Raw genomic sequence first — 18,153 nt, forward strand, 5'->3', positions numbered from 1 at the left:
TATCGGCTTTTAATATTTGTTCATTAAATTTTTATTCAAACAACCACTTATAGATATCGTTCCCGTTGGCATAAAGCACCAGACCAAAAATTAGTATAAATCCAACAAGCTGTGCTATTTCCATGAATTTATCATTAGGTTTTCTGCCGGTAACCATCTCGTATAACAGGAACATTACATGCCCGCCATCCAGAGCCGGGATTGGCAGGATGTTCATAAAAGCCAGTATTATGGAAATTAACGCGGTGGTATGCCAGAAGCCCTGCCAGTCCCATGTATCAGGGAAAAGTCCGCCAATAGCACCAAATCCGCCAAGCTGGCTCGCACCTTTTTTGGTAAAGACGTATTTAAACTGGTACACATAATCCCGAAGCGTCCAATATCCGTCTTCAAAACCTTCAGAAATACTTTCGGCTAAACCATACTCGCGTTTTGCAACTTCAAATCCACGTTTCTGGCGTACTCCTAAAAGCCCTTCCTCATCTGGGGTAACCATAGTACCCATTATTTCTCCATCCCTCTCGTAAACAATCTCAATCTCTTTATCCTTGTTTTCCTGAGTGATAGGTGATATTTCATGCCAATAACCAATTTCCTGCTTATTAATGGAAATAATACTGTCTCCTTTTTGCAGGCCGGCCAAACCGGCTGCCCTTTCAGCAACAACCGTATCCAGTACCGGACGTTGGATAGGAACAAAAGGCTGAAGTACACCGGACTCGAACATGGTGGTTCCAATTTCTTCCGGAAGAGTAAAGGTCTCTTCTTCTCCGTTTTGATGAAGAACAGTAATAGAGTTCACATCTCTCATAAAAAGATGCCTGTTAATATTCAGGCTGTTTTCGAATTCTTGCCCGTTTACTTCAAGAATACGATCTCCATCCTGAAAACCGAATTCCTTAAATTCATCGGCCACCGCAAATCCCTGCGGCATTTGTTCAGGCCCTACATAAGCAGTTCCCCAAACAAACAATATCATCATAAAAATAAGGAAACCAAGTACCAAATTTACGGTAACTCCTCCTAACATAATAATTAAACGCTGCCAGGCGGGTTTACTGCGGAATTCCCAGGGCTGCGGCGGCTGGGCCATTTGCTCCTTATCCATGCTTTCGTCTATCATTCCTGAAATCTTTACGTAACCACCAAGGGGCAGCCACCCGATTCCATAGACAGTATCGCCGATTTTCTTCTTGAAAAGGGCAAATTTCACATCAAAAAACAGGAAAAATTTCTCTACTCTTGTTTTAAATATCTTGGCGGGGATGTAATGCCCGAATTCGTGTAATACAATAAGCAACGATAAACTCAGCAAAAGTTGTATTGCCTTAACTGCAAATGGATCCATTCTCTAATCTTCAAAATTTTAATCGCACAAAAGTAACTTTTTATAAACTCCTAAAAAAGTTTATAAAGCCCGGCGGGAGACAAATTTGAAATTTTAATAATCTAAATGCGACAGTTTGAACGCCAGCCTTTAATTTTGCACCAAATACATAATTATGCTCAATTTTTTTAAGCGCTACAGGATATTTTTTATTGTATTTTCCATTCTCTCGGCTGTTATCCTTTACAGCATTTATTCCCTGCTGAAGCCGGAAAAAAAATTACAGGTATATCAACCGGATATGGTTAATGCGGAATTAGTGGATACCACCGTTCAATACGTGAGGAAATATCATAAAATTGCCGATTTTAAACTGGTAAATCAAAACGGAGATACTATCACCCAGGATTTCTATAAAGATAAAATATATGTAGCCGATTTCTTTTTTACCACCTGCCTTACCATCTGCCCCATTATGACTGATCATATGCTTAAAATTCAGAAGAAAATAAAGGATGATCCTGAAGTTTTTCTGCTCTCCCATACTGTTTTCCCCAAGACAGACAGTGTTTCGGTTTTAAAAAAATATGCTGAAGAAAAAGGCGTTATTGATGAAAAATGGAACCTGGTTACCGGCGATAAAAAACAAATTTACAACCTGGCCAGAAAGTCTTACCTCGCCACAAAAAGCACCGGAGATGGTGGCAAATATGATATGGTGCATACCGAAAATTTTGTGCTAATAGACAAAAATCAGCAAATAAGAGGTTTTTATGATGGCACAGATCCCGAAGCCATTGAAAATTTAATGGCAGATATTAAAGTACTAAAACAGGAATATAAGGACTAGGAGTTTTTGAGCCACAGGCTTTTCTACAAGTTTTATTTATCTTATTTTTGCGTTGTTTAAAATTAATCTAAATAAAATTTGAAGGTTACCGTAGCAGATCTCAAACGGGGGCAACGTGGAATAATCAAAGATTTTTCCGCAGATGTTGTCCCGCTCAAGCTCCTGGAGATGGGTTGCCTGCCGGGTAACGAAGTGGAGCTGGTGCAAATGGCTCCTTTTAAAGATCCCATGTACCTTAACGTGAACGGAAGCCATCTTGCCATAAGGAAAGAAACAGCACTAGAGATTGAAATTGAGTTAATTAAATAGCATGGCAAAGCAAATTAACGTTGCATTAATAGGAAACCCTAATACGGGGAAAACTTCGGTTTTTAACCAGCTTACAGGCTTAAATCAAAAAGTAGGAAATTATCCCGGTATTACGGTTGAAAAAAAAGAAGGGATCTGCAAACTCCCCCGAGGGCTAAGAGCACATATACTTGACCTGCCGGGAACCTATAGCCTTAATGCCTCTTCCCTGGATGAAAATGTGGTTATTGAATTACTGCTCAATAAAAACGATAAAGATTATCCCGATGTTGCCGTTGTGGTAAGCGATGTAGAAAACCTTAAGCGAAACCTTCTTCTTTTCACCCAAATTAAAGATCTTGGAATCCCCACCATTCTTGTAGTGAATATGGCAGACCGTATGGAGCGCAAAGGTATTTCTCTTGATACAGAAGTACTGGAAAACCGGCTGAAGACAAAGGTTGCCCTGGTTAGTGCCAGAAAAAGACAGGGTATAGACGAGCTGAAGGAAATGATTATCAATTACCGGCACATCACCACAGAACCCTGCGTAAATGCTTCGGTTATAGATCCCGAATATTTTGGAAGGCTTAGAAAAGCATTTCCAAACCAATCAATTTACAAACTTTGGCTGGTAATTACCCAGGATGTCAACTTTGGAAATATTAACCGGCAGGAGGTAAACAAAAACAGGGATTTTTCTACAAAATCGGCAAGCGATTTAAAAAGGCTTCAGCAAAAGGAAACCATACTACGCTACCAGTTTATAAACGGAACCCTTAAAGAGGCCATGACGGTAGATATAAATGCCGCCAAAGATTTAAGGACGAGACTGGACCGTATCCTCACCCACCAGGTTTGGGGCTATGTGGTATTTTTCGGAATTCTGCTGCTTATTTTTCAGGCTATCTACAACTGGTCCAGTTATCCTATGGACCTTATAGATGCCGGTTTTGCAAAACTTAGTGAATTTGCCAATAACGTAATGCCCCCCGGTGTTTTTACCGATCTTGTGACAGAAGGTATTATTCCCGGCCTTGGCGGTATAGTCATTTTTATTCCTCAAATTGCCTTTCTATTCCTGTTTATTTCAATTCTGGAAGAAACAGGTTATATGAGCAGGGTTGTTTTTCTTATGGACAGGCTCATGCGCAGGTTTGGGCTTAGCGGTAAGAGTGTTGTTCCCTTGGTTTCCGGTACCGCCTGTGCTATACCTGCTGTAATGGCCACCAGAAATATTGAAAACTGGAAAGAACGTCTTATCACTATCCTTGTAGTACCTTTTACCACCTGTTCGGCAAGGCTACCGGTTTATTTAATCATTATTGCTCTGGTAATTCCCGAAGGCACTTTTATGGGCTTTAATTACCAGGGGTTAACCTTAATGATGCTCTACCTCATTGGATTTGGAACCGCAATCCTTTCTGCCTGGATCCTCCATGGAATTCTGAAAATAAAAACAAGAACATATTTTGTAATTGAAATGCCCAATTACAAAGTACCAATGCTAAAGAACATTGGTATTAATGTAGTTGAAAAAACTAAATCTTTCGTTTTAGGTGCCGGTAAAATCATTTTGGCAATTTCCATTATTTTATGGGTGTTGGCCAGCTACGGCCCCGGAGAAAATTTTAGCAATGCTCAGGAAATTGTTGCTTCCGGCTATAATTCTGAAACTGATGTTCCTGCAGAGAAATTTGAGGAAGATGTGGCTTCCTTTAAGTTGAAACATTCCTATATAGGCATTATGGGAAGGGGTATAGAACCTGTGGTGGCCCCTCTGGGCTATGACTGGAAAATTGGGATCGCCATTATAAGTTCTTTTGCCGCAAGGGAGGTCTTTGTAGGCACACTTGCCACTATCTACAGTGTGGGAAGTGATGAGGAAGAAACCATAAAAAACAGGATGGCCGCGGAAGTAAACCCGATTTTGGGCGGGCCGTTATTTACCCTGGCCAGCGGAATTAGCCTGCTGCTATTTTATGCCTTTGCGATGCAGTGTATGAGTACACTTGCTATTGTAAAACGAGAAACCAATACATGGAAATGGCCAATGCTCCAGTTAATAATTATGAGCGTTTTTGCCTATTTTGTAGCTTTACTGGCATTTCAGCTCCTGAAATAATGTAAGGAAGACGTATTAAACCGACTTAAACAATATGGAATTACTACAACACATTTTAGTTTTTATAACCTTTACAATTGCGCTGGGATATCTTATCACCAAATTCATCTGGAAACCAGCCTTTCTTACTCCTTCTAAAGGAAATAACAACAAAGGAAAGTCCTGCGGAGTCTCAGATTGCGGTTGCCACTAATCTGGCCTATTTTCGCTAATTTTTAGCTGAAGGCTGTATTCTGAAGGCTCTATAGTATCATTTATTTCAGGATAGGGATATACCTTTAAACTTGAAAGGACATTATCTTTTCCGAAGAAATCATTAAAAGGAATATTTATTCCGGAGACTACGTGCTCTCCCAAAGATGTACCATCTTCAAAAAATTCCAGCAATAACTTTACTTCTCCAGCCCATATACAGCTAACCTGTTTAGGACAGCGAGAATCTGAAATTACTTTTTTAAATTTCACGCTACTTCCTCTAAAACTGAAAATTTCTCCCGGACATATGGTCTCCTCAATAGGGGAATATTCCGATTTTTTCTGTTGTGTATTCAGTAAGCTGAAACCAAATAACATAAATCCCATCAACAAATTTCTCATTTGTAACTTTTTGAAAAAGACGATAAAAAGCCTTAGCTGTTACAAAAACTGGATATTTTAAAGAGCATAAAAGATCTTTTTAGATGCTTAAAATGAGTCCTGTTTTTCAACAGACGGTTTCAGGATGAGAGGGTTTATTTTTTTATAAAATATGAATAATCAAAACAAAATTATCCTAGGCCAACATCGAGCGTCATCATTATCATAAATCCGCCAATAAAGCCAAGGGTGGAAATATCGGTGAAATTTTCCTGCTGCGATTCGGGCACTACTTCTTCCACTACAACAAACATCATCGCCCCCGCTGCAAAACATAAGGCATAAGGCAAAACTGGCTGAAAAGCCATAACCGCCCAGGCACCCAAAACAGCGGCAACAGGCTCTACAATTGCAGAAAGCTGTCCAAAATGGAAGCTTTTCCACCTGCTTAGTCCCTGCCCTCTTAAAGGCATGGCAACAGCAAAACCTTCAGGAAAGTTTTGTAGTCCTATCCCAATGGCCAATGCCACCGCACCACCAATGCTTGCACCTTCAATACCTGCCGCAACACCACCAAAAAGTACACCTATGGCCAAACCTTCAGGAATGTTATGCAACGTGATGGCAAGAGTCAATAATACAGATTTATGCCACTGGGTTTTTACTCCTTCTTTTTCACTCATCTGAAAATTGACGTGCAAATGTGGCAAAATCTTGTCCAATCCAAATATGAACAATGCTCCCGACCCAAAACCTACCACCGCAGGGATTACCTTTACAAAACCTTCACCGGGACTCATTGCTATTCCAGGAGCAAGCAGGCTCCAGAAACTTGCCGCCACCATTACGCCTCCTGTAAATCCCAGCATTCCGTCAAAAATCTTCCGGTTCATCTTTTTAAAAAAGAATACCAGGGAGGCTCCCAAAGCAGTCAGCCCCCATGTAAAAAGAGTAGCTAAAAGAGCGGCCAGTACGGGATCCAGTCTCTCAAAAAAAGTAATTATATTTTCCATTTTGTTATAGTGTCTTTATATATAAGTTCATGGCTACCGCCTGTGAAATTCGCAGTTGTTGTTCATTAATATTTATTAGCATACTATTATCAAAAGATTCTTTTTCTATCACCTGCATTTCTTTTCCCAAAACAATTTTATTTTTATCGAGATACCGTAAAAAATCCGGAGAAGAATCTTTTACCCCAATGCAAATTCCGCTTTTACCTTTTTCAAGTTCTGCCAGCAGCATCCTGTTAGAAACATTAAAATTGCCTTGTGCATCGGGAATAGGATCACCATGCGGGTCGCGCCGGGGATATTCCAGAAATCGATCAAGTTCAGTAATTAATTTTTCAGATTTTATATGTTCCAGTTCTTCGGCCACCTCGTGCACTTCATCCCAGTTAAAATTAAGTTTTTCCACCAGAAAATATTCCCACAGGCGGTGTTTTCGAATTACCTCAACCGCAGTTCTCTTGCCGGTTGCACTAAGCTTTACTCCCTGATATTTTTTGTAATTTACCAGGTTTTTTTCTGAAAGCTTCTTCACCATATCGGTAACCGAGGAGGCTTTGGTTTCCATTTCTTCCGCAAGGGCATTTGTGCTTACTCCACCCTGATAATTATGCTCCAGGTGGAATATGGCTTTTAAATAGTTTTCTTCTGAAAGGCTGAACATTCTTTTATTTTAGAGATCTAAAAATACATTTTAAAAATTAAAAAACCTATTTTTAGCCATATCTAAATTTTTAAATATATTTACCTAAATTCTTTTCAGAAGAAATTAGAATTTGAACTCTATGAAAAAACTATTTTACCTTTTAATTTTAGTTACTTCTATTTCCAGCGCACAGGAGCGCCAGGGGACTGTTTCGGGTACAGTTACGTCAAATGGTAAAGTTCTGCCTTTTGCAAGTATCTATATTAAAAATGGATCTATTGGTACTGATGCAGATATTAATGGTAACTATCAATTAGAAATTCCTGAAGGTACAATTACCCTTGTAGCCCAGGCCCAGGGCTATAGGTCCCAAAATAAAAAAATTGAGGTTATAGCAAACAGAAAGCAGACGATAAATTTTACTTTAGCTGAAGATGCACTAGGCTTAGATCAAGTGGTGGTAAGTGCCACACGAAACCGTATTAGCAAAAAGAATGCTCCCGTAATTGTTAATGTACTTAGCCCTAAATTGTTTGAGGCAACGCAGTCTATCTCCCTTGCCGACGGATTAAATTACCAGCCCGGGGTACGGGTAGAAACAAACTGCCAAAACTGCGGTTTTACTCAGGTTCGACTTAATGGTTTAGGTGGGGAATATACGCAGATATTATTAAACAGCCGTCCTGTTTTTAGTGCGCTAAACGGAGTTTACGGTCTGGAGCAAATACCTATTAGCACTATAGAACGTGTTGAAGTAGTACGCAGTGGCGGCTCTGCACTATTTGGTTCTAATGCAATTGCAGGTACGGTTAATGTTATTACCAAAGAACCTATAAACGACAGCTGGGAAGTAAGTTCCAACTTCGCTCTTATAGATGGAACAACGACCGATAGAAATGTGAACCTCAATGCATCAGTGGTAAGTGAAGATCTAGCCAGCGGTGTTACCGTATATGGAATATTTCGGGATCGAGATACCTATGATGCCAATGGTGATGGTTTTAGTGAAATTACAAAGCTCACCAACAACTCGCTTGGCACAAAAGTTTTTCTAAGACCCAGTGATAACAGCCGTATTAGTTTCGATTTTACTGGAATTAGAGAGTATAGACGTGGCGGGGAGCGTATTGATTTGGCACCACAATTCACAGATATTACTGAAGAACTGGATCACAATACCATCTTTACCGGGTTGGATTACGAACTATGGGATGATGAACGCAAAAATACTGGCTCTGCCTATATTTCTGTACAACACACCAATAGGGATAGTTATTATGGTGGTTTGAGTGGTGGCCGTACGCAAGCCGATTCTATTGCAGCCAACAGTGCTTTTGGCAACACTACAGATCTCGCCGTTGTTTCAGGAACAAAATATAGTCATAACTTTAACAATAATGATGTTTTTACTACCGGAGTTGAATATCAACTTAATAAAACAAATGATGCGACTGCCGGGTACAACCGCATTGTAGATCAGGAAGTAAATAGTATTGGCCTGTATGGACAATACGAGTGGAAACCCATTAACAATTTTACGGCGCTCGTTGGGGCACGCTTAGATCATGTAAAAGTCGATGGCTTTTACAGCATACAAGACATAGAACGTTCCTCACAAATTGATGAAACGGTATTGAGCCCACGTATAACTATTTTATATGATATAACAGATGATTTGCAATTTAGGGGTGGATATGCCCGTGGTTTTCGTGCGCCCCAGGCTTTTAATGAAGACCTACATATTTCATCTGTAGGCGGGGAACAGCAATTTGTAATTCTTTCTGAAGACCTGGAAAATGAATTTTCAAATGCTTATACCGCTTCGCTTAATTTTACTAAAGATTATAATAAGGTTCAAACCAGTTTCTTGGTAGAAGGTTTTTATACTTCCCTTAAAAATCCATTTACCATAGTGAGTACTGGAACTTCGCTTCCTAATGGCTCAATTTTAGAAGAATCTCGAAACGGTTCCGGTGCCTATGTTGCCGGAACAAATTTAGAATTTGGCGTATCGCCAAGTACGGCATTAATGTTTCAGGCCGGTGCAACAATTCAGCAATCAATTTACAAAGAAGATCAGGTGCTGTTTGAAGCCGATGGCAATGTTCCCGGTGAAGAAGACGTAATACTGGACGAATTTCTACGTTCGCCCAATGTCTACGGCTTTTTAAATTCCGACTGGTCCATAAATGATGCTTTAAATTTGGATGTTACAGGTAGTTATACAGGCACAATGATCGCTCCTAGAGTTATCAGTGAATCAGGGTTTATAGACCTCGTTGATACGGAAGCCTTTCTTGATATGACCACAAAAATCACCTATCATTTTGACCCAATTGAGAATTTTCACATGGAAATTAGCGGTGGTGTACAAAATTTATTTGATAGCTATCAGGATGATTTTGACCGTGGCCCATTCAGGGACTCAGATTATATTTATGGTCCCAACAGGCCAAGAACTGTATTTGTAGGATTAAAATTTGGGGACTTTTGAAGATGAATTTTATGAAAAAACAGTGTAATTATTTCTTCATTTTTACCTTGGTATTTTCCATTTCAAACGCACAAAACAGCGATGAAATAAATTGGAAAACCTGGCCTAAACTGGAACAGGCATTACAAAACGAGCCAAAGCCGGTTTTTATTTTTTTTCATGCCGAATGGTGTGCCTATTGTAAAAAGATTGAACGGGAAGTATTCACTAATAAAGAAGTAATAAAGAAAATAAATTCAGATTATTACGCTGTAGAAATGGATGTCGAAACTACCGATACTATAAGTTTTGATAACATTGAATTTATAAATAAACAGTCACTTATTCAGCGAAATGGAGTTCACCAACTGCCACTTTTATTGGCTTCTCGCAATGGCGTACCTTTTTCCCTACCGGCAACAGTTATTTTAGATAGGCAATTTGCCGTTAAAAAGCGGATTTTTGAATATTACACCTCAAAACAATTACTGAGTATCTTATAAATCCACACCTCGCTGTAATATAGGGGTATAATTTCAAAATTAGATCTTAAACTTTTTTAGTGATTAGTGTGGTTTTTAGTTCCGAGCGATACCACTTTCAAATTTGGAAGGCGGGATACTTTTTTAATATTACAGCATCCTTTTACATTCCGCGTTCTTTTTGAATCTGTTCATAAGCTTCCTGTACTTTTCTGAATTTTTCTTCGGCACCTTTACGATAAGCTTCGTCCATGTGGCCAAGCTTATCGGGATGATATTTTTTAGCCATGGTCCTGAAAGCCTTCTTTACTTCAGCATCACTCGCACTTTTCTCAATTTCAAGAATTTTATAAGCGCTTTCGGCAGATTTTTTAAAGAACATTGCTTTAATGCTTTCGAAATCCATGGAAGAAATCCTGAGATAGCCGGCAATCTCCTGGATAATTTTGGCCTCGGCAGGGCTTACAGTACCATCGGCCTGGGCAATTCCAAATAGAAAATGAGTAATTTGCAACCTGGTGGGATATTTGGTTCGATGTGAAAGGTATTGCGCAATGCGGTAAGCAGAAAGTTCGCGGTTTTTAATCACATCATTAAACGTCCGAAAAGTGGCGTTTGCCCTCTCCTTTCCATAAGCACTTATAAAATAGGAACGAACGTAATCCAGTTCCCGCTGCGAAACCTGCCCGTCTGCCTTTATTACAAGGGCACAGAGGGAAAGTAGATTAAGTTCGAAATCTCCCGGGGAAACTGTTTGTTTTTGTTGCTCACCAAAGAGGCCACTTAACAGGCCGCCCGATGAGCGGGTATAATTATCAAATAAAGTTCCTATTAAAAAACCGGCAATAGCTCCGGGAATCCTAAAGTACATCAGGCCCAGTATGGCCAGCAACCATTTAATCATGAGGCATTTTCTTTAACAGCAAAGATAACATTTTAAAGAAAGACTGGAGCAGGCAAATCTTTCAAATGGACCGAGAGCTTATAAATTCAACCTATTCACTTATAGGAATTTGAGATGTGCATTCGTAAAGAGAATTTGTATCTTTGTCTTTCAATTAAGTATAATAAAAAATTCAATATATGTATCCAGCAGATTTAGTAAAACCGATGCGTGAAGATTTAACCAATATCGGTTTTGAAGAATTACACACTGTAGAAGAGGTTGATGACGCAATGAAGAAAGAAGGAACTACGTTGGTAGTGGTGAATTCAGTTTGTGGTTGTGCCGCTGCTAATGCCCGTCCAGGAGCCAGAATTTCTTTACAGAACGCAAAGAAACCAGATAATCTATTCACCGTTTTTGCAGGTGTAGATAAAGAAGCTACAGATAAGGCCCGTGGTTATATGGTACCTTTCCCTCCATCATCTCCTTCTATGGCTTTATTTAAAGATGGAGAACTTGTCCATATGCTGGAACGCCATCACATAGAAGGCCGTCCTGCAGAAATGATCGCAGAAAATCTTGCAGGAGCTTATAACGAATTCTGCTAAGATTTTTAGTAAAAAGTATTAAAAGCCGTTCAGAATTAAATCTGAGCGGCTTTTTATCTTTCGGACTCAAATCTTTTTGCACTTTTACATTTTTATAAGAATAAATTATAGCAGATTTTAATATCCCCCACCACCTGAAAAAGTAATGTTTTAAGCACAAATTATGCATAGAAGCAGAAGACGGAATATGCACTTGCACTATGTAGTATTAAAAGCATATTTTTGTGCTTTTAAATTTTAAGATGAAAAACATACTTTCCTACCCGCTTTCGGTAATAAGTTATCTCTTCTTTTTTCTCACATTGGTTATTTTTCATGTGATCCAATGGATTTCGCTTAAGCTCGGCGGGTATAAAGCCCATAAGAAAAGCGTTGATTATTTTACCCTGGTGCTAATGCGCTGCCTGGACATTCTTGGTTCCCGCTTTAGCTTTGAAAATACGCACAATATTCCTGAAGACAAACCCTGCATTTTTGTTTCAAACCACCAGAGCCTATATGATATCCCGCTAATAACCTGGTACTTAAAAAAACATCACCCAAAATTTGTAAGTAAAAAAGAATTAGGTAAAGGAATTCCCGGCGTATCTTTTAATCTCAGGCACGGTGGCTCTGTACTTATAGATCGTAAAAATCCACGGGAATCCCTGGTGAAAATGGCCGAATTTGCCAAATACCTTAAAGAAACTAACCGTTCTGCAGTCATCTTTCCGGAAGGCACCAGGAGCCGTACAGGAAAACCTAAAAAATTTGCCGTACGAGGGCTGCAAATTCTTATCAGGCAAATGCCCGATGCAGTGATTGTACCACTCACCATCAATAACTCCTGGAAATTGTTCCGGTACGGAATGTTTCCTTTAGATCTTGGTATACATTTTAAACTCAAGGTTCATGAGCCCATTCCTGTTAATTCCAGTGATCCGGAAAGCCTTATTGCCTTAACCGAAAGAACCATTATTAAGGATATTGAATAACTTCTATAAAATAAAAATAAACCTCACAGATTTCAAAAACCTGTGAGGTTTTGAATATTAGCCAATGACTTTACAACAACTTGAAATCACCCAAAACACTATTGCTTTTGTAAAAGAGACCCTGAAAAATGCTGAAGGTGGACATGACTGGTTCCATATTCAAAGAGTTTATAACAATGCCAACATGATTGCAAAAGGCGAAAATGCCGATAATTATGTAGTGGCTTTGGGTGCTTTGTTACATGATATAGCCGACTCGAAATTTCATAATGGTGATGAAACCGTGGGCCCGAAACTTGCCAAAGATTTTCTACAATCTCAACAGGTTTCTGCTGAAGTGATAAATCACGTGATAAAAATTATCGAAAATATCTCTTTTAAAGGCGGAAACGTGAACAGGCAATTTAGCTCAATAGAGCTGGATATTGTCCAGGATGCCGATCGTTTGGATGCACTGGGAGCAATTGGTATAGCAAGGACTTTTAATTACGGCGGCTATAAAGGCCGCGGTTTATATGATCCTGAAATTAAGCCAAACCTCAACATGACTAAAGAGGAGTACAAAGCTTCCAACGCTCCAACCATCAATCATTTTTATGAAAAACTGTTATTGCTGAAAGACAGGATGAATACTGAAACCGCGAAGAAAATCGCTAATAAACGCCATGAATTTATGGAACTTTACCTGGATCAATTTTATAAAGAATGGCATGGTGAGGCCTGAAGTTTTATGCTTCAACCAAACATTTCCCTTAACTCCAGGGCATTTTTCGGCGCGTTGGCAGCAACATCATTATTAAAATAAACATACACTTCCCGCGCCCCACAATCTTTAATCTTTTTATACCATTCTTTTAATTCTGACTTTGAATAATGGTAATGATACCAATCCTTGCCCATTCCATGAAAACGTACATAAGCAGCCTTTTTGCGGGTAACAATCATGTCTCCTGGAAAACCGGAAGCTGAAATTGAGCAAAAACTTACGCTGTTTTTTCTTAGAATTTCATAAACTTCTTCATCAAACCAGGATTCATGCCGAAATTCGATTACATTCTTATTTGAGGTTTTGAGGGTTTTACAAAACTTAATAAGTTTTTCATCGTTGCGGTGCAGGTTTGGTGGCAATTGCCAAAGGAGACAGCTGAGCTTAGTCTTCATAACATCAGCCACCTCTTCAAAATTCTTTACGGGTTCTTCCACATCCTTCAATTTCTTCATTTGCGTGATATAACGGCTGCCCTTCAAGGTGAAGTTAAAACTCTTTGGAGCAGTTTTCTTCCATTTTTCAAGTGTTGTATACTTCGGAAACCTGTAAAAGGTATTGTTCACTTCCGCTGTATTGAACTTTTCCGCATAAAATTCCAGCCAGTTCTTTTGCGCCAGCTTTTCAGGATAAAATTTCCCGCGCCATTCTTTGTAATTCCAGCCTGAACATCCAATAAATACCTTCATCACTTTCTTTTATAACTATTACCTGGGTGTCATATCGAGCGGAGACAACCACCCCGGCCTACGGCCACCCCTCCTTGAAAAAAGGAGGGGAACGTTTAGCAATCCATATAACATCCTTGCTATTTACATACTTTCAAGTAGCCATTATTCACTTTTCCTTTTGACAATCGGGGCAGAAATAAGTGCTCCTGCCGGAAACTTTTATCATTTCCACCCTGCCTTTGCCATTAGGACAATCTTTTCCTTCTTTCCTGTGCCTGGAGAGGTAGTTGTCTGGTAACTTGGAACCTTCCGTTTTGGTTTTTATCACCCGGTTTAAAATTTTTCCCATTTCCATAAAAAGGCATTTCTTTTCTTTTTCTGAAAGATTTTCGGTTTTGGATTTTGGATGAATTCCGCATTGGTACAGCATCTCATCGGCATACAAATTTCCAATTCCGGCAATTACATGTTGGTCTGTTAAAGCTGCTTTTATGTTGCCCTTTTTATTCTGAAGCAGTTCCAGAAACTTATTTTCCTTAACATCAAGCGCATGATTTCCCAGCGAATGTTTCTTCTGAAAATCTTCCACTCCTTCCGCCATATAGATTTTTCCGAATTTTCGCGGACAAACAAATGACAGCCTCGAATCATCTTCAAAAACTGTAGTTAACTGCGCGTGCTTTGGAACCTCATCATGCTGATAATATTCCATCTTCCCGGTCATTCCAAAATGAAAAACCAGTTGTTGCCCGGAACTTATCTTCAGAAATAAATATTTTCCCAGCTGAGTGGTTTCTTCAAAACTGCTGTTCTTTAGTGCCTTTTCAAAATCTTTTTGCGCCGACTGAAATAGCTTTGCAGCTCCGGTTTCCACCTTTACAATTTTCTTGTGCAGCGCAGTGGCATCTACATATTTCTTCTGGTAAGCGACTTCGGGTAGTTCTGGCATAACTTTATATCTTGTTTTACCTGAAGTTACAGAATTATTTAAAGATCATACCCATGATTATAAGTAAACGCAACAGAAATACAGAATTTTAAAACAATTTCAATTGCCCATCCTTGAACTGCTCATGCAAATCATGATTAAGCGGCTGGCGATCGCGACCGCTCAAATATTTCTTGCGAGCGATTTTAAACTGCTGCTCCACCTGCTCGGCGAATTTTCCCTCACCTTTCATCCTGGTACCAAATCGGCTGTCGTTCAAACTGCCGCCATGAATATTCTCAATTTGATGCAAAACTTTATCTGCCCTGTCCGGCATAGTTTTCTTAATCCAATCGGTAAAAATCTGACCAATCGCACCATTCAGCTTCACAATCGTATAACCCACACTTTTCGCTCCTCTTTCTGAAATTTCCTTTACCAATGGCATAATTTCATGACTGTTTATAGCCGGAATAATAGGCGCCATCATCACGCTTACAGGAATGTTTTCTTCGGAAAGTTTTTCTACCGTCTCCAGCCTTTTTTTGATACTTGCCGTACGGGGTTCCAGGATCCTGCGCGTCTCTTCATGTAAAGAGGTGATGGAAAGGTTTATGTGCACCAGGTTATCTGCAGCGAGTTCTTTCAAAATATCGATGTCCCGCTGTATGAGGGCATTTTTGGTAATTATTCCCACCGGGTGGCGATATTTTAGAAAAGTCTGAAGCAGGTTTCTGGTGATTTTAAGCTTCTTTTCTATTGGTTGGTAACAATCCGTATTCCCGGAAAGTACAATGGTTTCAGCTTCCCACCTTTTACTGCTAATCTTCTTTTCCAGAAGCTCCACCGCATTGCGTTTTACAAGGATTTTCTGTTCAAAATCCAGGCCTGCACTAAAACCCCAGTATTCATGCGAATTGCGGGCATAACAATAAATACAGCCGTGTTCACATCCCTGGTAAGGATTTAAAGAATAGCCCATTCCCACATCGGGACTGTTTACCTTATTAATAATGGTCTTCGGAAAAGTATCAATCAGTGTGGTTTTTGAATTATGGGCCTCATCTCCTTCAGCAGCACAATAATTGAGAAAATCGTCCCTTGTTTCATGACTGTGTTCATGAAATCTGTTTGCTACATTAACCTGAGCTCCTCTTCCTTTAATAAATTCTCCTTCTGACATAAAACAAAAATAAGGAATATTTCCGTTAATATGGATATATTCCTTATTCTATTATTCTACTTCAGAAGTAATAAATGTAAACGGAAGTTTATTTTCCGGGGAAGTCTGCTTTTCTTTTTTTCAAAAAGGCAGAAGTTCCTTCTTCGAAATCTTCAGTGCCAAAGCACCGTCCAAATTCTTCAATTTCAGTTTCAAAACCATTTACCCCGGCTTCAAAATTGGCATTTATCGCCTTAATAGCAGAACTGATGGCGACAAGGGAATTTTTCATAATTTTTTCAGCAAGGTTTTCAGCAAAATTCAGCAATTCTGGCTGTTCTGTTACATGGTTCACCAGGTTATACTGAAGCGCCTGGTTGGCATCTATCATCCCCGCCGTCATAATCATTTCCATCGCACGGCCTTTCCCCACAATTTGCGGCAGGCGCTGTGTGCCACCATAACCGGGAATTACACCGAGAGAAACTTCGGGAAGGCCCATTTTTGCATTATCGCTGGCAATCCTAAAATGTGCCGCCAAAGCCAATTCCAGCCCGCCGCCAAGGGCAAAACCGTTAATGGCCGCAATGACGGGCTTGGGAAAATTGGCCACATAATCAAATAATTTCTGCTGACCTTCAGCGGCAAGTTGTTTTCCTTCTTCCGGAGAATAATCGGAGAATTCACTAATATCAGCTCCCGCTACAAAAGCTTTTTCGCCACTTCCTGTTAAAATCACTACTTTTGCTTCTTCATCTTCCTTTGCATCGGCAAAAGCTTCGTGCAATTCTGCAATGGTTTCTTTATTTAATGCGTTGAGTTTGGAAGGCCTGTCAATGGTAATTTGCAGAATCCCTTCGCCAATTTCTACGATGATATTGTTATAATCCATAATTAATTTTTTGTTGCTGATTGTCTATTTAGGAAACCTCACCTTAAAGATAGTGCCTTTATCGGGATTAGAAACAAAACTGATGCTCCCGTTATAAGTCTCCACAATATTTTTCACCATGGCAAGTCCAAGCCCCATCCCGCTGGATTTGGTAGTGAATTTGGGCTCAAAAATCTTTCCTTTATTTTCTTCGGAAATCCCTGAACCGTTATCACATATAGTTACGCAAACTTCTTCTTCCTCTTCTTCCACGCTTACCACAATCTTTGGATTTTCCTTTCCCTGAAGCGCCTGCACGGCATTTTTAACCAGATTGGTCACCACCCTTATAAGCTGTGTACGATCAAATTTGGCTAATATTTCTTCTTTTTCTGAAGTGAAAATTATATAATTTTCATTGAAAATATCAAGTGCCAGTTTTACAATTTTAGGCACATTAAGGGTTTCATTTTGCTGCGCCGGCATTTTTGCAAAATTTGAGAAAGCGGAAGCAATAGAACTCATTGTATCTATTTGGTTAATAAGCGTATCACTGTATTCCTTTACTTTCTGCTCAATTTCGGGATCATTTTTGTTAAATTGCCTGTCAAAACTTTGCACACTCAGCCTCATTGGCGTTAGCGGATTTTTAATCTCATGGGCCACCTGTTTTGCCATTTCCCGCCATGCCTGTTCCCGTTCTCCCGTAGCTAATTTCACCGCACTTTCTTCCAGCTCGTCAATCATACTGTTATAAGCTGAAACCAGGGCATAAATTTCTTCGGTGGCATTACTGAGCTCAATTTTCTGGTTTCGCTTATCCAGGCGAGTCTGGTTGATTTTTTCAGAAATAATTTTTAAAGATTTGGTGATATAACTGGAGAGAAAATAGGACATGATAATAGCCAGGAGGAGCATAAAAAGATAAATTTCCCCCATGCGCATCAGGAAGTTGTGAAGGTCCCGGTTTAGCACACTATCATCCTGCAGGTAGGGCAAATAAAGTATGGCCAGCGGTTTAAATTTATGATCGGTAATATAACTATAGGACGACTGGTACTTTTGCCCGTTGACTTCAGTTTTTTTGAGGACTCTTTTTTTTGAAGAAGCATCCAGTTCTTTAACAATTTCAGGATCAATCCGGGTATTGATAGTGTCACGAAAAAAAGATTCTTCAGATTTTACCAGGAGCCGGCCTTTAAGATCATAAATATTAATCTGCATTTCATGCACCGTTGCCATTTCATAGATCTTCTGGCGTTCCTTAAAAATAGAGGGGATATTCTCGGTATTTACGAGGTAAGTGGTACTGGCCAGCACAAACCTGATGTTTTCCTTGATTGCCTGCTCCTTTCGCTCCAGCCTTTCACGGTGGTAATTTTCGGCTTCCTGTTTATACTGATATACTGTGACACCAGCAATAAGAATAGACGCCCCCAAAACCAACAATATCATGGCGATGAAAATACGTGTACGTAAGGAAAGTTTTAAAAGCCTCATAAAAATTTCT

Annotated in this window: 19 protein-coding genes; 9 read left to right on the plus strand and 10 right to left on the minus strand. The window is 39.6% G+C overall.

Going from position 1 to position 18,153, the window contains the following annotated elements; genetic code table 11:
- Positions 1-31: 31 nt before the first annotated feature.
- Positions 32-1,348 carry an RIP metalloprotease RseP gene (gene rseP / locus RM539_RS01590; protein WP_311501724.1) on the minus strand — a complete coding sequence of 439 codons (1,317 nt, stop codon included), beginning with the start codon at positions 1,346-1,348 and terminating at the stop codon, positions 32-34.
- 154 nt (positions 1,349-1,502) lie between these two features.
- Here rseP and RM539_RS01595 point away from each other — a divergent pair, with 154 nt between their 5' ends.
- The 4 genes from RM539_RS01595 (at position 1,503) to RM539_RS01610 (ending at position 4,783) form a co-directional block, all read left to right on the plus strand.
- The gene (locus RM539_RS01595; protein ID WP_311501725.1) at positions 1,503-2,177 is read left to right on the plus strand and encodes an SCO family protein; all 675 of its coding nucleotides are present in this window, start codon (positions 1,503-1,505) and stop codon (positions 2,175-2,177) included.
- A gap of 78 nt (positions 2,178-2,255) precedes the next feature.
- Complete coding sequence (locus RM539_RS01600; protein WP_311501726.1) at positions 2,256-2,486, plus strand: FeoA family protein; 231 nt, start codon at positions 2,256-2,258, stop codon at positions 2,484-2,486.
- A 1-nt stretch (position 2,487) separates the two neighbouring features.
- On the plus strand, positions 2,488-4,590 hold the full coding sequence (gene feoB, locus RM539_RS01605; RefSeq protein ID WP_311501727.1) for a ferrous iron transport protein B: 2,103 nt from the start codon (positions 2,488-2,490) through the stop codon (positions 4,588-4,590).
- A 34-nt stretch (positions 4,591-4,624) separates the two neighbouring features.
- Positions 4,625-4,783, plus strand: coding sequence for a hypothetical protein (locus tag RM539_RS01610; protein WP_311501728.1), 159 nt, complete (start codon positions 4,625-4,627; stop codon positions 4,781-4,783).
- On the opposite strand, the gene RM539_RS01615 is transcribed toward RM539_RS01610, so the two are convergent.
- From RM539_RS01615 to RM539_RS01625, 3 genes are all read right to left on the minus strand, one after another.
- Positions 4,780-5,187 (minus strand): hypothetical protein, encoded by a 408-nt coding sequence (locus tag RM539_RS01615; RefSeq protein ID WP_311501729.1) that lies wholly within the window; start codon positions 5,185-5,187, stop codon positions 4,780-4,782. The two genes, RM539_RS01610 and RM539_RS01615, sit on opposite strands and share 4 nt — an antisense overlap.
- Positions 5,188-5,357: 170 nt before the next feature.
- Positions 5,358-6,179, minus strand: a complete 822-nt coding sequence (locus tag RM539_RS01620; RefSeq protein ID WP_311501730.1) for a ZIP family metal transporter — start codon at positions 6,177-6,179, stop codon at positions 5,358-5,360.
- Between the two features lie 4 nt (positions 6,180-6,183).
- The gene (locus RM539_RS01625) at positions 6,184-6,840 is read right to left on the minus strand and encodes a metal-dependent transcriptional regulator (protein WP_311501731.1); all 657 of its coding nucleotides are present in this window, start codon (positions 6,838-6,840) and stop codon (positions 6,184-6,186) included.
- A gap of 121 nt (positions 6,841-6,961) precedes the next feature.
- Here RM539_RS01625 and RM539_RS01630 point away from each other — a divergent pair, with 121 nt between their 5' ends.
- Positions 6,962-9,316, plus strand: a complete 2,355-nt coding sequence (locus RM539_RS01630) for a TonB-dependent receptor (RefSeq protein ID WP_311501732.1) — start codon at positions 6,962-6,964, stop codon at positions 9,314-9,316.
- An 11-nt stretch (positions 9,317-9,327) separates the two neighbouring features.
- The gene (locus RM539_RS01635; protein WP_311501733.1) at positions 9,328-9,798 is read left to right on the plus strand and encodes a thioredoxin family protein; all 471 of its coding nucleotides are present in this window, start codon (positions 9,328-9,330) and stop codon (positions 9,796-9,798) included.
- Between the two features lie 142 nt (positions 9,799-9,940).
- On the opposite strand, the gene RM539_RS01640 is transcribed toward RM539_RS01635, so the two are convergent.
- Positions 9,941-10,681 carry a TerB family tellurite resistance protein gene (locus RM539_RS01640; RefSeq protein WP_311501734.1) on the minus strand — a complete coding sequence of 247 codons (741 nt, stop codon included), beginning with the start codon at positions 10,679-10,681 and terminating at the stop codon, positions 9,941-9,943.
- A gap of 179 nt (positions 10,682-10,860) precedes the next feature.
- Here RM539_RS01640 and RM539_RS01645 point away from each other — a divergent pair, with 179 nt between their 5' ends.
- The 3 genes from RM539_RS01645 to RM539_RS01655 all read left to right on the plus strand — a co-directional run bounded on the left by RM539_RS01645 (position 10,861) and on the right by RM539_RS01655 (position 12,969).
- The gene (locus RM539_RS01645) at positions 10,861-11,271 is read left to right on the plus strand and encodes a BrxA/BrxB family bacilliredoxin (RefSeq protein ID WP_311501735.1); all 411 of its coding nucleotides are present in this window, start codon (positions 10,861-10,863) and stop codon (positions 11,269-11,271) included.
- A 242-nt stretch (positions 11,272-11,513) separates the two neighbouring features.
- Complete coding sequence (locus tag RM539_RS01650; protein ID WP_311501736.1) at positions 11,514-12,245, plus strand: lysophospholipid acyltransferase family protein; 732 nt, start codon at positions 11,514-11,516, stop codon at positions 12,243-12,245.
- Between the two features lie 64 nt (positions 12,246-12,309).
- Positions 12,310-12,969 (plus strand): HD domain-containing protein, encoded by a 660-nt coding sequence (locus RM539_RS01655; protein WP_311501737.1) that lies wholly within the window; start codon positions 12,310-12,312, stop codon positions 12,967-12,969.
- 11 nt (positions 12,970-12,980) lie between these two features.
- On the opposite strand, the gene RM539_RS01660 is transcribed toward RM539_RS01655, so the two are convergent.
- The 5 genes from RM539_RS01660 to RM539_RS01680 form a co-directional block, all read right to left on the minus strand.
- Complete coding sequence (locus tag RM539_RS01660; protein WP_311501738.1) at positions 12,981-13,700, minus strand: DUF72 domain-containing protein; 720 nt, start codon at positions 13,698-13,700, stop codon at positions 12,981-12,983.
- Positions 13,701-13,848: 148 nt separating this feature from the next.
- Positions 13,849-14,631 carry an Fpg/Nei family DNA glycosylase gene (locus tag RM539_RS01665; RefSeq protein ID WP_311501739.1) on the minus strand — a complete coding sequence of 261 codons (783 nt, stop codon included), beginning with the start codon at positions 14,629-14,631 and terminating at the stop codon, positions 13,849-13,851.
- 88 nt (positions 14,632-14,719) lie between these two features.
- A complete protein-coding gene (locus RM539_RS01670; RefSeq protein ID WP_311501740.1) occupies positions 14,720-15,793 on the minus strand; it encodes a PA0069 family radical SAM protein in 1,074 nt (357 codons plus the stop codon).
- Between the two features lie 88 nt (positions 15,794-15,881).
- Positions 15,882-16,664 carry an enoyl-CoA hydratase/isomerase family protein gene (locus RM539_RS01675; protein ID WP_311501741.1) on the minus strand — a complete coding sequence of 261 codons (783 nt, stop codon included), beginning with the start codon at positions 16,662-16,664 and terminating at the stop codon, positions 15,882-15,884.
- A 24-nt stretch (positions 16,665-16,688) separates the two neighbouring features.
- Positions 16,689-18,143: a sensor histidine kinase gene (locus RM539_RS01680; protein ID WP_311501742.1), complete on the minus strand. Its 1,455-nt coding sequence runs from the start codon at positions 18,141-18,143 to the stop codon at positions 16,689-16,691.
- Positions 18,144-18,153 lie beyond the last annotated feature (10 nt).

The organism is Autumnicola musiva, assembly GCF_031846585.1.
In the GTDB taxonomy this organism is placed as follows: domain Bacteria; phylum Bacteroidota; class Bacteroidia; order Flavobacteriales; family Flavobacteriaceae; genus Autumnicola; species Autumnicola musiva.